This is a genomic window from Pseudomonas sp. BT76 TE3572, assembly GCF_050435365.1.
GTDB lineage: Bacteria > Pseudomonadota > Gammaproteobacteria > Pseudomonadales > Pseudomonadaceae > Aquipseudomonas > Aquipseudomonas fluorescens_W.
In genome coordinates this window covers 457809-471468 of record NZ_JBNDKE010000001.1, presented here as the reverse complement: position 1 = coordinate 471468, position 13660 = coordinate 457809, and the positions used below count along the sequence as shown (strand labels likewise).

At 54.1% G+C, this 13660-nt stretch carries 12 protein-coding genes and 3 pseudogenes; 6 read left to right on the top strand and 9 right to left on the bottom strand.

Features of this window, described 5'->3' with window-relative positions; genetic code table 11:
• Nucleotides 1-134 precede the first annotated feature (134 nt).
• The 5 genes from ABH912_RS02185 (at nt 135) to ABH912_RS02165 (ending at nt 2943) form a co-directional block, all read left to right on the top strand.
• Nucleotides 135-239 carry a DUF7693 family protein gene (locus tag ABH912_RS02185; RefSeq protein WP_429513006.1) on the top strand — a complete coding sequence of 35 codons (105 nt, stop codon included), beginning with the start codon at nt 135-137 and terminating at the stop codon, nt 237-239.
• Nucleotides 240-294: 55 nt separating this feature from the next.
• Nucleotides 295-537: an AbrB/MazE/SpoVT family DNA-binding domain-containing protein gene (locus ABH912_RS02180; protein WP_033053916.1), complete on the top strand. Its 243-nt coding sequence runs from the start codon at nt 295-297 to the stop codon at nt 535-537.
• Nucleotides 538-681: 144 nt separating this feature from the next.
• Nucleotides 682-891 (top strand): hypothetical protein, encoded by a 210-nt coding sequence (locus ABH912_RS02175; RefSeq protein ID WP_429509450.1) that lies wholly within the window; start codon nt 682-684, stop codon nt 889-891.
• A 114-nt stretch (nt 892-1005) separates the two neighbouring features.
• Nucleotides 1006-2178, top strand: a complete 1173-nt coding sequence (locus ABH912_RS02170; protein ID WP_429509449.1) for a DUF1624 domain-containing protein — start codon at nt 1006-1008, stop codon at nt 2176-2178.
• 555 nt (nt 2179-2733) lie between these two features.
• Nucleotides 2734-2943, top strand: a complete 210-nt coding sequence (locus tag ABH912_RS02165) for a hypothetical protein (RefSeq protein ID WP_429509448.1) — start codon at nt 2734-2736, stop codon at nt 2941-2943.
• A gap of 169 nt (nt 2944-3112) precedes the next feature.
• Here ABH912_RS02165 and ABH912_RS02160 read toward each other — a convergent pair whose 3' ends face one another.
• The 9 genes and pseudogenes from ABH912_RS02160 to ABH912_RS02120 form a co-directional block, all read right to left on the bottom strand.
• Nucleotides 3113-4102 (bottom strand): zinc-dependent alcohol dehydrogenase family protein, encoded by a 990-nt coding sequence (locus ABH912_RS02160; RefSeq protein ID WP_429509447.1) that lies wholly within the window; start codon nt 4100-4102, stop codon nt 3113-3115.
• 105 nt (nt 4103-4207) lie between these two features.
• On the bottom strand, nt 4208-5071 hold the full coding sequence (locus tag ABH912_RS02155; protein ID WP_429513004.1) for a LysR substrate-binding domain-containing protein: 864 nt from the start codon (nt 5069-5071) through the stop codon (nt 4208-4210).
• Between the two features lie 79 nt (nt 5072-5150).
• Nucleotides 5151-6185, bottom strand: a pseudogene (locus ABH912_RS02150) (AbrB family transcriptional regulator); the annotation flags it as partial.
• A gap of 2 nt (nt 6186-6187) precedes the next feature.
• A pseudogene (locus ABH912_RS02145) lies at nt 6188-6292 on the bottom strand (aldehyde dehydrogenase family protein); the annotation flags it as partial.
• A 79-nt stretch (nt 6293-6371) separates the two neighbouring features.
• A pseudogene (locus tag ABH912_RS02140) lies at nt 6372-6484 on the bottom strand (thiamine pyrophosphate-binding protein); the annotation flags it as partial.
• 76 nt (nt 6485-6560) lie between these two features.
• Nucleotides 6561-7301 (bottom strand): ABC transporter substrate-binding protein, encoded by a 741-nt coding sequence (locus ABH912_RS02135; protein ID WP_429509446.1) that lies wholly within the window; start codon nt 7299-7301, stop codon nt 6561-6563.
• Entirely contained in the window at nt 7298-8011 is a 714-nt protein-coding gene (locus ABH912_RS02130; RefSeq protein WP_429509445.1) for a TerC family protein, read from the bottom strand. Before ABH912_RS02130 ends, ABH912_RS02135 begins: the two co-directional genes overlap by 4 nt.
• 183 nt (nt 8012-8194) lie before the next feature.
• The gene (prpF, locus tag ABH912_RS02125) at nt 8195-9343 is read right to left on the bottom strand and encodes a 2-methylaconitate cis-trans isomerase PrpF (RefSeq protein ID WP_429509444.1); all 1149 of its coding nucleotides are present in this window, start codon (nt 9341-9343) and stop codon (nt 8195-8197) included.
• 31 nt (nt 9344-9374) lie between these two features.
• Nucleotides 9375-11981 carry an aconitate hydratase gene (locus ABH912_RS02120; RefSeq protein WP_429509443.1) on the bottom strand — a complete coding sequence of 869 codons (2607 nt, stop codon included), beginning with the start codon at nt 11979-11981 and terminating at the stop codon, nt 9375-9377.
• Nucleotides 11982-12333: 352 nt separating this feature from the next.
• Here ABH912_RS02120 and ABH912_RS02115 point away from each other — a divergent pair, with 352 nt between their 5' ends.
• Nucleotides 12334-13650, top strand: coding sequence for a CitMHS family transporter (locus ABH912_RS02115; RefSeq protein ID WP_429509442.1), 1317 nt, complete (start codon nt 12334-12336; stop codon nt 13648-13650).
• The last annotated feature ends 10 nt before the right edge of the window (nt 13651-13660 follow it).

The window sequence follows — 13660 nt, the reverse complement described above, 5'->3', positions numbered from 1 at the left end:
GGCGCCCAACCGTGGTTGGGCGCCTATCCACAATGCCCCGAATGCAGCCTACTCGTAGAGATTGATGGCTGGCAGCTCACACTCTTCAATGACTGGGACACCCTAGCCTACGAGTACTGCAGATCGCCTGATGGCTGAGTCGGGACACTTGGGTTAGCCACAGTGACGGAGCCGATCCTGTTGAACTGTTGAGTGCCTGGGAGCGTGAACAGCTCGAACGCTTGCTCGCTGCCCAATGAGCCTGGAAGCAAAAGCACGTTACCATTGCCGATTCAAAAGCAATGGAGAGCACACGTGAAAAAGCCACCTATGAAAATCATCATCGAAGAATGGGATGGCGACGGCGCAATTCGGATTCCCGATGAGGCTCTGCAGGAACTGGAGCTGGATGTCGGCGACGCCGTGTATCTGATTGAAGAATTTGTCGGCAACACACGGTGCCTTGTCCTATCAAAGACACCTCAAATCGCGGATCGAATCGATGAACTCACTGAAGCCTGGGATAGCGGACGACTTGACGATGCCAAGGGCACATGAAGAGTCCTGGTAGGCAAATATTAAATCTGTATCACGCCCTACTGCTGCTCTCCCCTAGCCACAGCACCTCTATTTGCTGGAAAGGCCATATCTTCCTAAAGAGTCTCCTGCTGCTACGCTGACCTCTTCAACGAAGGAATCACGATGCCAAATTCAGACCTGCTCCCTTCCCTGCTATTCAAGATCAACCAGAACCAACTCGCTCTTGAGTCCGCCATCATGGAGCTGGCCCTCTGGGTCGAACAGCGCGGATCAGCAGATGTCGCTAGTAACGTTCGGGGCGCTCTAGACACCATCAATAAAAACGAGGAGTTCATAAAAATGACACTCGCGGTACTCATGACACCGAAATGATCCTACCGTCTAGTAAGCACTACAGCCACAACATAATGATATGTTATAAGATAACCATATCTGATCTGTCGGTATTTCCTGGCAGCGCTAACCATTCCTTGCGTGCGACTTTTGATGACAAATTTTACTCAAATCCTGCCCACCACGAGCGTAAGTCAACGCCTGATGTCCATCGATGCCCTTAGGGGATTGGTGATCATCTTTATGCTGCTGGATCACGTGCGCGAAACGTTCTTTCTGCACAGACAAGTAGCCGACCCGATGGTCATCGACACCACCGAGCCGGCATTATTTTTCAGCCGAACTCTCGCTCATTTATGTGCGCCAGTGTTCGTACTTCTCACTGGATTGTCAGCTTTCCTATACGGCAAAAAGCACCACGGCAAGAGCGATGTGGCGACCTTCCTGTTCAAGCGCGGCCTGTTCTTGGTAGTGCTTGAATTCACCCTGGTGAATTTCGCTTGGACATTCCAATTCCCACCCAGTGTGATTTACATGCAGGTGATCTGGGCTATTGGCGTCAGCATGATTTCTCTCGCCGCACTGGTCTGGCTGCCTCGGCCAATCCTGTGTGTTTTGGGCTTGGCCATAGTGGCCGGGCACAACCTGCTCGATTCGCTGCACTTCCCGGTCGGAACAGCGATGCACGTGCCTTGGGCTATTTTGCATGATCGCGGCTGGATGGAATTCTCTGAAAGTTTGCGCCTGCGCAGTTCCTATCCCGTACTGCCATGGATCGGTGTCATCGCCTTGGGTTACTGCATCGGCCCCTGGTTCGCAGGTTCTGCCTCAGCAACCGTGCGTCAGCGCTATCTGTTGCTGGCTGGAGCCGGCGCATTGATCAGCTTCATCGCATTGCGCCTGGTAAACGGTTATGGCGAGGCACAATGGGTTGCCTATGAAAGCACAACACAAACCCTTATGAGTTTCTTCAACATCACAAAATACCCACCTTCCCTACTGTTCCTCTCTCTGACGCTAGGGGTGGGTATGTTGCTGCTTCTTTGTTTTGAGCGGGCTCAGCAACGCAGGTGGATCAGCATATTAGCGGTATTTGGCGCGGCGCCGATGTTCTTCTACTTGCTCCACCTTTACGTACTAAAAGTGCTCTACCTGGTCAGCGTGACGTTGTTCGGCTTGAATCAAGGCAGCTATTTCGGTTTTGACGGCATTTGGGCTGTGTGGCTGACGGCAGTACTCCTGGCCGTAACGCTGTACTTACCAGTGCGTTGGTTTGCCGCGCTGAAGGCTCGTCGTCGCGATATCAGTTGGCTCAAATACTTCTGATCAGGACATAGATTCACCTCAGGCGGCATGATCGACTACCATGCCGCCGCCGGTTTCCAAATGGGATTGATAGAGAATCCGTGATGCTACTAATGCATCAATCGGAACTGCCCCCGCAACTGTAGGTGCAAAGGCGCTCCTGGTTGAGTCGCTGGCACTCACTCTCGGCTTTTTTTCGAGTCTGATAGGTAGTCTTCAGCCGAAGCTTCTCCTCATTGTCATAGAGGTTGAAGCCTATAGGCGCGGTCTGGCAGTAGAAGCGCGATCCGTTACGCATTGATCCCGTTTCCGTTGGGATTGCAGGGACAACAACAAATCTCGAAATCATCTTCACGCCCTCTTCAAGCACCCCTTTACTATTAGCGGCTATAAGCCATCACAGCAAATGAACGTCGACAGTTTCCGATGAGAAGCACGAGCGGGCCTATAGCGGTTGGCAGCATCGCAAAAAGGCTTAAGTGATGCGCTACCCCGCACTTCTATTTACTGGAAAAGGCCACCTATTTCTAGAAAGTCTCCTGCTGCTACGCTGACCCCTTCCACGGAGGAATTGCGATGCCAAATTCAGACCTGCTCCCTCCCCCACTCTTCAAGATCAATCAATACCTACTCGCCCTCGAAGCCGCGATCTTGGAGCTGACACTCTGGGTCGAGCAACGCGGATCAGCAGAGGTGGCTGGTAATGTTCGTGGTGCTTTGGACGCAATCAGCAAGAACGAGGAGTTCATCAATATGACGCTTGCGGTGCTCATGACGCCCGAGTGAGTTCTTGAGCTTGGTAGGCTAGCCGGGCCTCGTTGGCCCGAAGGAGCGACTAGCCCCCTCCTCCTATGCGGCCTGTCTGCGACCAATATGTGTGATTCAGAAGGTAGGTAATCGCCAACGCTTCAGGACAACGAGAACTGAGTATCCTCGTTTTTTACCGATTGTTGCGTCAAACTTCTATAACGATTTTGCCGATTTGGGTGTTGGATTCCATGTACTGATGAGCCTCAACAATCTGGGCTAACGGGAACGTTTTGGCGATCAGCGGATGCAGCGCACCAGCCTCAAGGCCCTTGGTGATGAAGGCTTTGGCTCGACTCATGCGCTCAGGTTCTTGAGTGACCTCAAATAGCTGATATCCGCGAATAGTCAGGTTCTTGCCGAGTACTTCCCATACCGGAATGCTCATATCAACGGTTTCGAGAGCGCCGTACTGGAAGAAAATACCCCGGGTAGACAGCGAGCGAAGAATGTTTGCAACCTCAGCTCCTCCGACCGGGTCGAACGCCATACGAGCGCCCTTTCCGTCAGTAATGCGGTTAACCTCAGTGACCAGATCCTGCTCTTGAGTTGCGATCACGTAGGCAGCCCCGGCATCCAGAAGAGCCTGTCGTTTCTTACTTGTACGGGTGAGCGCAACAGGCACCGCGCCCACCAGATTTGCGATCTGAATAGCAGCTAAACCGACGCTACTGGAAGCTGCGCGGATCAGTGCAGTTTGGCCTTTTTGGAGTTTTCCAATGTCGATAAGGGCGCCGTATGCCGTAACAAACTGCATCCAGGTTGCTGCTCCCTCGACTGCCGTCATACCAGTAGGCTGCTTTACAAGAGCGTGTAGCGGAGCGATGACCAGTTCGCCATACATGCCGTAATCAGCAAAGGAAAACGCGGGGATTACGTTGACTTCATCGCCTACAGCGTACTCAGTCACTCCTTCTCCGATGCTTTCAACGGTGCCAGCTGCTTCATAACCCAAGACAGCAGGCATTTCAGGAACGAACCCGTATTGGCCGGAACGGTACATCGCCTCGGCGCGGTTCAGCCCCAAAGCTTTCACCTTGATTCGAACCTCTCCGGCGTCGGGTTCACGTACATCGACTTCATCGATCTGCAGCACTTCTGGGCCACCTACGCGGTGGAAACGGACGACTTTTGACATGGGTAAACTCCCGGTATCTGGAAAGCGTCAAAGGTAATCCGTCACTGCACCGCCCAGAAGACCGGCCAGAGACACAGACTGTTATCCCAAAAATAACAATCCGGTCTAGGCCAGGTTATGTGTGGCCATCAAAGCCTTCAGCCATTGCACAAAGACCTCGACCTTTGGCGGCAATAGGTCTCGGTGGGGGTAGAGAATAGAGACCCGCTTGGAAGGTACCGGGTAACCGCCCAGCACTCGAACAAGCGAACCGTCTTTTAGATGCTCTCGCACCGTTAACTCAAGCGCTTGAAGCAGTCCAAACCCGGCTAGTGCCGACGCAACGAACGCTTCGCTATCATTCACGTTGATTCCCGAATTAAGGCGCATGGTCTTCACCTGCCCGTCCACGACGAAGATCCATTCGATTGGCCGTGGATGGGTTCCGGAGAAATAATTGACTGCTTGATGGGTGTCCAGGTCGGCTAATGTGCGGGGCTCTCCAAAGCGCTCAAGGTAAGCCGGCGCAGCACATGTCACCATCGGTAGAAAACCTATGCCGGTAGCGACCATGCTCGAGTCTTCAAGGGGCCCCAACCGCACCACACAATCCACTCCCTCTGCGATCATGTCGATCGGCTTGTCACTCGCGCCAAGGGTCAGTTCGATATCTGGATATTGGCTTTTAAACTCCATCAGGGACGGGATGATAAGCAGTTTCCCCAAGGCGACAGGCATATCTACACGCAGCTTTCCAGTGAGTCGTGCTGGACGATTACCGAATGACGCCATGGTCTCATCGACCTCGGCCAAGATGGCTTTGCACCGGTTGTAGAACACTTCACCCTCAGGGGTGAAGCTCACCTGGCGAGTTGTTCGATTAAGCAATCGCCCTCCCAGTTGCAGCTCCAAAAGCTGAATCGTTTTGGAAACAGCAGGCCGGTGAAGGTGTAAGGCCTGTGCTGCCTTGGTGAAACTGCCGGTTTCCATGACGCTGACGAAAACCTGCATCGAGTGAACGATGTCCATTAAAACGCACCTGACGAAGGATCATCACAGCTTGCTCCCCTCTTCTCCGCCAATAACGGTATAGAGGCTCCGCAAGAAAAAGCACCAGCACGAGCCTTAGCGTTTGCATGGCGGTAACCAAGGGTACCGACAACGCAAGCGTTTCAGCCGTCAAACTCATTTCAGCAATTCCACCAGGGATCATCCCCAACGTCAGCGCACGAAAATCCATAGACGTCATCCAGCCGAGCCCGGCAGCAGCAATCGAGGCTACAAGAAGCATCAAACATGTCGGCATGAAACTACGTGCTAGGAAAGACGGCGCGTACCTGAAAAATGACCTATCAAAGTAACATCCAAGACTGCTCCCAATCATAAGCTGTCCAAACTGACTCGCTCCGTTCGGCAAACCTAAGTGCAGGTCAAAAAAAACGCTAGCCGAGGCAGTTACAAACAATGGGCCAAACATCCACGGGTTGGGTTGCCGAAAGTATTCCAGCACCCAAGCCGCGAGCCCGCCGGCTGGAAACAACCCCAACAGCCAATACCAATTGACGTCCGCAATGTCGTGTGTCGTAGAGCCATTTCCTAGAAAGAATTTGAAGGCCGCTGGCACCGTCAGAACTACGATAACCACGCGCAGGCTTTGGGCTGCTGCAACTCGATTTAGCTGCGCACCATTGCGCAGTGCAAGATTGACCATCTCCGCAGAACCACCAGGCATGGAGGAAAAAAATGCCGTCGCCTTATCCTCTCCACTTGACCGCATCATCCAGACTCCGGCACCGCTTGCAGCCAAAGTGATGAATGCCCCGATCAAAATGGGGAGGAAGTTATGCGCAATCTGATCGATTACGTAGGCATTGAAATGTAACCCAATCCCTATACCAACAACCCACTGACCTGTCTTACGGCCACCAGGTAGAGGGAAGGTCTGCCAGGGAGTGAAACACCTGATCAGTATCACGGCAACGAGCGAACCGATCATCCAAGGCAAGGGCCAGTTAACCCAACTCGCCAGCAGACCACCGATGACTCCCACCAATGGCGCTCCGAGATAATTCAACCAGCTTTTACTTTCCACTCTTACCCTCATCACTACATGCTAAAACAGAAATATCTGATTTCAAGGTAATCTTCGATGCCGTACTTGGAGCCTTCACAACCCACGCCAGAGCGTTTGATGCCGCCGAATGGCGCCACTGCAAATCAACCCGGTGTTTACGCTGGCAGCCATGAAGCCTGCTGATTGCTCATGGCGAGTCGGCACGAGCTTGATCTAGGAGCGAAGGAGCGATTCGAGAAGATCCGATTTTCTTCACCGGGGATACCAAAGACGTACTCGACGCCTTCACTTTCCAACCACTGAACAACGATGTCCGAGGCTTTAGCCATTTTCTATTTACCTAAAGTGATGAAGGCGATACCGCGCCTCGCATGTCCGAAGAGCGGAGGAAAAATGCTGTCTGGATTAGTACCCTTTTGGCAGTGCAACTCGCGCATCATGTTGCCCACTTTCGGCTAGCGCATTTGCCACGAAGCCATCTTTCACGCGACGACTTATAAAATCCTGGATGTACGCAGCTGCGATGCTCCGAGCCTTCGGAACAGCCATCGCCTGGTGAATTTCAGTGAAGTTGTCTGCCAGCACCCTTACTCCTTGAGCTGACTTTGCAAACCGCTCCAATGGCTGTCGCACTCCCGCTGCCGCCTCCAATCCCTGCTCAAGAAAGAGATCAATTGCGCTCACTGACGTCTCCCCTCTGACGAGTTCAGCTCGCTGAAGAGTGCGTGTGAGATACAAGTCATACGCGGCACCACGGCCTACAGAAATCCTGTGACCTTGCGCATCCAGGTCAGATGCACTTTGGAAAGGGCTTTCCTCACGAACGAGGTAGGTGCCGTCGATGCTCACATAAGGTTCTGAAAAGGCGATCTTCTCCGCGCGTACTGGCTCAATAGCTAGAAACGCCAAGTCCCACTGCCCGTCATCCAAGGCAGCAAACACCTTCCCGGCGGCATCGTATGCAGTCAGCTTGACCGCGACACCCAACTCCTGTGCCAATGCATTTGCCAACGCAACAGAGACGCCTCCTAAAGTGCCGGTGGTTTCATCGCGCTGGGCCAGGACTGGATTACCTAAATTGATGGCTACCCGCAGTTCGCCATCAGGGGCCAAATCGCCGCACACAGCTGCAATATCGAAACTCATAACTGCTCACCTCTTTCAGACTCTGGAGACGGCTCGCCATGAGTTTGCTGACGACGCTTCACGAGCATGCCCACAATCAAGACCAACATCGCACCGACCACCCCAGCTGCGTAGTGCGACCATGACGGGAGGCTTGGCAAGCTGATGTCACCGACAGCCATGCTTCCGGCGATCCAACCCAGCAATGCCGCCCCAAGTGTGATGACCAATGGAAACCGATCCATAAAATGGAGCACCAGCTTGCTGCCCCAGATGATGATTGGAATGCTGATGACGATGCCAAAGATCACCAGCTCCAGGCTTCCTTTAGAAGCTCCCGCGACCGCGACAACGTTATCCAGGCTCATGACAGCATCAGCGACAATGATTGTCTTGATCGCCCCCCACAGCCGAGGACTGGCTGCAAGGTTGTCATGCGCATCCTCCTTCTCTGGAACGAGCATTTTGATACCAATCCAGAGAAGCAGTGCTGCCCCGATGAGCTTGAGGTACGGCAATTCCAACAATTGCAGTGCAAAGAAAATCATCACGATGCGGAGCACTATGGCACCCAGCGCGCCACCAAGAATGGCGCGATTGCGCTGAGCTTCCGGGAGCTTGCGACACGCCAATGCAATGACAACCGCGTTGTCGCCTCCGAGCAAGATGTCGATGGCGATGATTTGCACCACTGCCAGCCAGAACGTTGGCGAGTTGAGTAGTTCGATCAAAGTAAGCACTCCAGGTCTCTGCGAATCAGGCGGTCAGGTCGTTTTGAAAATCATGCAAACAGGGATGCCGGTTTTAATCACTTGGGCATTTTCAGTGAGGCCACCTGAATTGCTGTCAACGTCGAATGCGACATTGAATCAGGTGTGCTCATGCCGAGGGTTGCCCGGCATGACACTGGCAATTCAAACCACTTCGGGGATGCGCACCCAGCCTTCCATTAGTCGGCGAGCACTACGGCTCATGATTGCTTTTTCGACTGTCCAGGCACCGTCTACGAGGGTCGTTTTCGCACCGACAGCGACGCTGCCTGCGGTGTGGCCAATGCGAACCTGACGATCTCCGATATCGCCGACGATGCGATTAACCAACGTGCCGTCAAGAGCCGCTGCAACTGCGACAGCTACAGCGCCTGTGCCAGTGATCGCATGGTGAAGCTTGCCCATCGAAAGAATCCGAGCAATCACGTCGATGTCACCTGGATCAACCTGTTTGCCACCCGCTGCCTTGTAGGTTTGAGGTCTAGCAACTATGCAAAGTTTCGGAGTGTGCGGACGCAATCGCGTTGCTTCTTCCGCACTCTCGGCCAAGCCCATGGCCACCGTGCAATGGGCGCGAATGATTTCAAGCCGTACAAGCAACTGTGCATCACCGTTAACCTGGTCTTGAGTTTCGGTGCCTTTCAGGCCCACCTTATCCGCGTCTACGAATATGGTCGGGTTGCCAGCATTCAACAGTGTCACTGCAAGATTACCGACACCCGGAATGTCAAATTCGTCGATGGCATTTCCGGTTGGCAGAATGCTGCCATCTGAACCACCGGGATTGAGGAACTCCAAGACAACTTCGGCAGCAGGAAAAGCTACGCCATCGAGTACGAAATCCCCCTCTTCCTGAACCTCACCATTACGCATTGGCACGTGGGTGATGATTCGCTTCTGGATGTTGGCTTGCCAGATGCGGACAACTGCCATGCCATCGCGAGGTGCATCCACCAAGCCTTCGGAAATCGCGTAAGGGCCAACCGCCGAGCTCAGATTTCCGCAGTTACCAGACCAGTCGATTACAGGGGTCTCAATCGCCGGCGCACCAAACAGGTAATCCACATCACAGTCATCACGGCTGGATTTACCGATAATCACAACCTTGCTCGTACTGGAGGTAGCGCCGCCCATCCCATCAATCTGCTTGCCGTAGACATCGGGACTGCCAATCACACGAAGCAGGATCGCATCACGCTCCGCGCCTGCCGGTGGCAGGCTCTCGTCAAGGAAGAACACACCTTTGCTCGAACCGCCACGCATGTAAACGGCAGGAATACGTCTTTGGGTCATCTTGTATTTACTCCAACGGATCAGCGTTGCATCAGTTAACGGATGCGTTCTTCATGCTTTCGATCAGAAGCTGTGGCAGCAGACCGCCGCTGCGGAAGTAGCGGACGTCTTCGAAGGTATCCAGACGACTGACGACCGTGATGTTCTCTTTCTCACCATTCTCACGCTCGATCACCAGCGTGATTTTTGCGCCCGGTTGGAAGTCTGCGCTGATGCCTTCAACGCTGAATGTTTCGCGTCCGTTGAGGCCCAGACTCTGACGAGAAACACCGTCCTCAAACTGCAGCGGAAGAATGCCGAGACCAGCCAGGTTGGTGCGGTGAATACGCTCGAAGCTTTCGGCCACGACCACACGAACGCCCAACAGACGGGGGCCTTTTGCAGCCCAGTCGCGCGAGGAACCACTTCCGTACTCCTTACCGGCGACAACGATCAGTGACTGCTTACGTTGTGCGTAGATCTCGGCGGCCTGGAAAATCGTGGTGACCTCTTCCTCGGGCAGAAGCAACGTCCACGGGCCCTCACGGCCATCTTCAAGGAGTTCGTTTTTCAAACGAGGGCTTGCGAAGGTCGCACGCTGCGCCGCTTCATGGTTGCCACGACGCGTACCATAGGAGTTGAAGTCTGGTGCTGCGATGCCGTGCGATTGCAGGTATTGGCCCGCATCGCTTTCTGGAAGAATCGCGCCAGATGGTGAGATGTGGTCGGTGGTGATGTTGTCCGAGAGCATGGCCAACACACGCATGTTGCTGAGGTCTTTGGCGGTGTCTGTCGCAGTCACCGCATCGCTCCAATACGGAGGTTTGCGGATGTAGGTGCTGCTTTCTTGCCAGGCATATTGGTCGCTGACACCGGCGCGCAGATCGCTGGCGATCAAGCCTGCTTCACGCGGAACATCCTCGTAGGCCTTGTCGAACAAATCGGCAGTCAAATTATCTGCTTCGATTTGCGTCAGTTCCTCATCGCTCGGCCACAACTCGTGCAGGTAGACCGGTACGCCTTTGTCGTCGAGACCCAATGCGTCCTTTTCTGGGTCAATCAAGTAGGTGCCGGCAATCGCATAAGCGACGATCAACGGTGGCGACATGATGAAAACTTCGCGGGCCAGTGGGTGGACTCGGCCTTCAAAGTTACGGTTGCCTGAAGTCGCAGCCACAGTCTCCAACTTGCGAGCACGAATTTCGTCTTCGATTTCGGCACTGAGCAACGGGCCGGACATACCGTTGCAGGTGGTGCAGCCGTAGCCAACCAGGTTGAAACCTAAAGCGTCCAGATCTTCATTCAGGCCAGACCGCTCAAGATAGTCCGATACCACCATGGAACCAGGAGCAAACGAGGTTTTCACCCAGGGGGCTCTCTTCAGTCCACGCTTGCGTGCGTTACGCGCAACCAGCCCCGCAGCAATAACCCCGCGCGGGTTGGAAGTGTTGGTGCAACTGGTTATGGCCGCGAGCACCACCGAACCATTGTCCAGACCGGTAGGAAGATTGGTGGCAGGTGCCTTTTGTCCCAATACGATACGTTGGTGTGGCTGCTTAGGCCCGGCTATCGAACGTGCAACAGAACTGAGATTAAGTGTCACGACACGGTTGTATTCAGCATCGGCCAGACTGTCATGCCAGAGACCTTGTGCGCGTGCGTAAGCCTCCGTCAGGCCTGAGATCTGACCACCACGCCCCGTCATACGGAGGTAGTGCAGCGTCCGATCATCAATGGCGAACATTGCTGCTGTGGCACCGAATTCCGGGGCCATGTTCGACAAGGTTCCACGGTCTGCCAGTGACAGCTGGGGTACGCCCGGGCCAAAGAACTCAAGGAAGGAGCCGATCACCCCTGCTTTACGAAGCTGCTCAGTCAAAGCCAACGCGATGTCGGTAGCGAGATAGCCTTGAGGCAATGTGCCTTCCAGCCGAACACCAACGATTTCCGGCAGGCGCAGCATCAGTGATTTGCCCAGCATCGCGGCTTCGGCCTCAATACCGCCAACGCCCCAGCCTAGGACACCAATGGCGTTGATCATGGTGGTGTGGCTATCAGTACCTACCAGCGTATCCGGGAAAGCCCACAGCTCGTTGCCACGACGCTGAGTACCCACAACTGTGGTCAGGCGCTCAAGGTTGATCTGGTGAAGGATGCCTTTGCCCGAGGGAATGATGGAGAGATTGCTGAAAGCCTTGTTACACCAATCCAGGAACTGGAAACGCTCCGCATTGCGTTCGCGCTCGATTGCCTCGTTATCAGCAAGAGCACTGGCATCGCCCCAACGCTCGACGTTGAGCGAGTGATCCACAACGAGGTGGGTTGGGGTCACCGGGTTCACCAAGCGCGGATTACCGCCTTTCTCCGCGACGGCATCTCTCAAACCAGCGAGGTCTACGAGTGCTGGCGTACCCAGCAGATCCTGCAGCACAACCCGGGCCGGGCGGAACGGGATGTCGAATTCTTTGGAACGGGCACATATCACTTTCAGTGCAGCTTCAGGATCGCCCTCACCACGCAAAACGTTCTCGGCAAGAACTCGCAGGCTATAGGGCAGCCTGGTGTAGTCACCACCCAGGTCAGTCACAACCCCGCGAATATCACTGACACGGTACTCGATGCCGTTGGCAGAAACGGTTCGACCCTTTGACTTTGGCATTGGCTAATCCTCACAGGCTGTACGGGCAATGTTTTTGTTGAGGGCCATATTGCACTTTGTAGCGATATAGATCAATGTTGATTCATCCGATTCATCTCAACCCTGAGATCGGACGTATCCCAACCAACGATTTCTACTGTGCACAGTCGCTCCTCTGACGCAGCGCCCAATCAGGTTCGGTAGAAAAAATAAACATAAGAAAGTCGAGGCTCACCATGATCAAGCTCACATGCCCCAGCGCCATCCTCACTCCCCTTTTGTTCGAGCCAGCCTCGACTTGATAACTATGGATCTAGAACAGCCACGCGGCTGACGAGAACCACATACGTCTAACAAAAGTGGGAGTACGACCGTGTTAACAATCCTTGGTTTTTCAATGGTCATTTGTTTCATGTACCTGATCATGACAAAGCGCCTATCGGCGCTGATTGCGCTGATCCTGATACCTATCGTTTTCGCTTTGATCGGGGGCCATTACGCGGGCCTCGGCGGCATGATGCTCGACGGTGTCAAAACCCTCGCACCAACGGGCGTGATGTTGACGTTTTCGATTCTCTACTTCGGCATCATGATCGACGCGGGGCTCTTTGACGGGCTCGTGCGCTTCATCTTGAAGTTGGTGAAAGGAGACCCGCTGAAGGTTCTGGTGGGCACTGCCGTGCTGACGATGCTGGTATCCCTGGACGGCGACAGTTCGACCACTTACATGATCGCTTGTGCAGCGTTTCTGCCGCTTTACCAGCGGTTGGGTATGAACGTGCTGGGTATGGTCTGTGTAGTAAATATCGCCAGCGGCATCATGAACATTTCACCCTGGGGTGGGCCAACAGCACGCGCCGCTGCCGCCCTGCATGTCGATGCGCTTGAGATATTCCTACCGATGATTCCTGCCATGCTGATGGGGGCGGCCTGCCTCATATTTACGGCCATTATGCTGGGTCGCAAAGAGCGTGCCGTACTCGGAGTGCTTCATCTCGAAGACTTTCACCATGGATCGATGGCTTTGGGGAATGGATCGGCAGAAGAGTGTGACGTGCATCGCCGTCCAAAAATGTTCTGGCCAAACCTGATTCTCACACTCGCCTTGATCGCTTGCCTTGTCGTGGGCGCCATGCCAATCCAAGTGCTTTTCATGGTCGGCTTCGCACTGGCAATCATGATCAACTATCCAAGTATTGAACACCAAAAGGAACGGATCGCCTCCCATGCGTCGAATGTGCTGGCCGTCACCGCGCTGATCTTTGCCGCCGGGATATTCACAGGCATCCTGTCTGGAACCGGCATGGTGGATGCGATGGCCAAAAGCTTGCTCACTGTCATTCCACACAGTTTCGGCCCGTTCCTGGCCGTATTCACAGCATTGGTCAGCATGCCGTTCACATTCTTCATGTCCAATGATGCGTTTTACTTCGGCATTCTGCCCGTGATCGCACAGACAGCCGTTCAGTATGGAATCACACCCCTTGAAATTGCCCGCGCCTCAGTGGTCGGCCAACCTGTCCATCTGCTGAGCCCGTTGGTACCGTCCCTGTACCTATTGGTTGCACTGGCAAAAGTCGATCTAGGTGACCACCAGCGCTTCGCTCTCAAGTGGGCAGTTTTTGCCAGCTTCGGCCTGCTCGCTGGTGGCCTGTTGTTCGGAGCGTTTCCCTTCTACCAACTTCGATAAAATAGGCGCT

Excerpts from the sequence above, each read along its gene's own strand:
- ABH912_RS02175 (WP_429509450.1), top strand. The coding sequence starts at position 682 with ATGCCAAATTCAGACCTGCTCCCTTCCCTGCTATTCAAGATCAACCAG.
- ABH912_RS02170 (WP_429509449.1), top strand. The coding sequence starts at position 1,006 with ATGACAAATTTTACTCAAATCCTGCCCACCACGAGCGTAAGTCAACGC.
- ABH912_RS02165 (WP_429509448.1), top strand. The coding sequence starts at position 2,734 with ATGCCAAATTCAGACCTGCTCCCTCCCCCACTCTTCAAGATCAATCAA.
- ABH912_RS02160 (WP_429509447.1), bottom strand. The coding sequence starts at position 4,102 with ATGTCAAAAGTCGTCCGTTTCCACCGCGTAGGTGGCCCAGAAGTGCTG.
- ABH912_RS02155 (WP_429513004.1), bottom strand. The coding sequence starts at position 5,071 with ATGGAAACCGGCAGTTTCACCAAGGCAGCACAGGCCTTACACCTTCAC.
- ABH912_RS02135 (WP_429509446.1), bottom strand. The coding sequence starts at position 7,301 with ATGAGTTTCGATATTGCAGCTGTGTGCGGCGATTTGGCCCCTGATGGC.
- prpF (WP_429509444.1), bottom strand. The coding sequence starts at position 9,343 with ATGACCCAAAGACGTATTCCTGCCGTTTACATGCGTGGCGGTTCGAGC.
- ABH912_RS02120 (WP_429509443.1), bottom strand. The coding sequence starts at position 11,981 with ATGCCAAAGTCAAAGGGTCGAACCGTTTCTGCCAACGGCATCGAGTAC.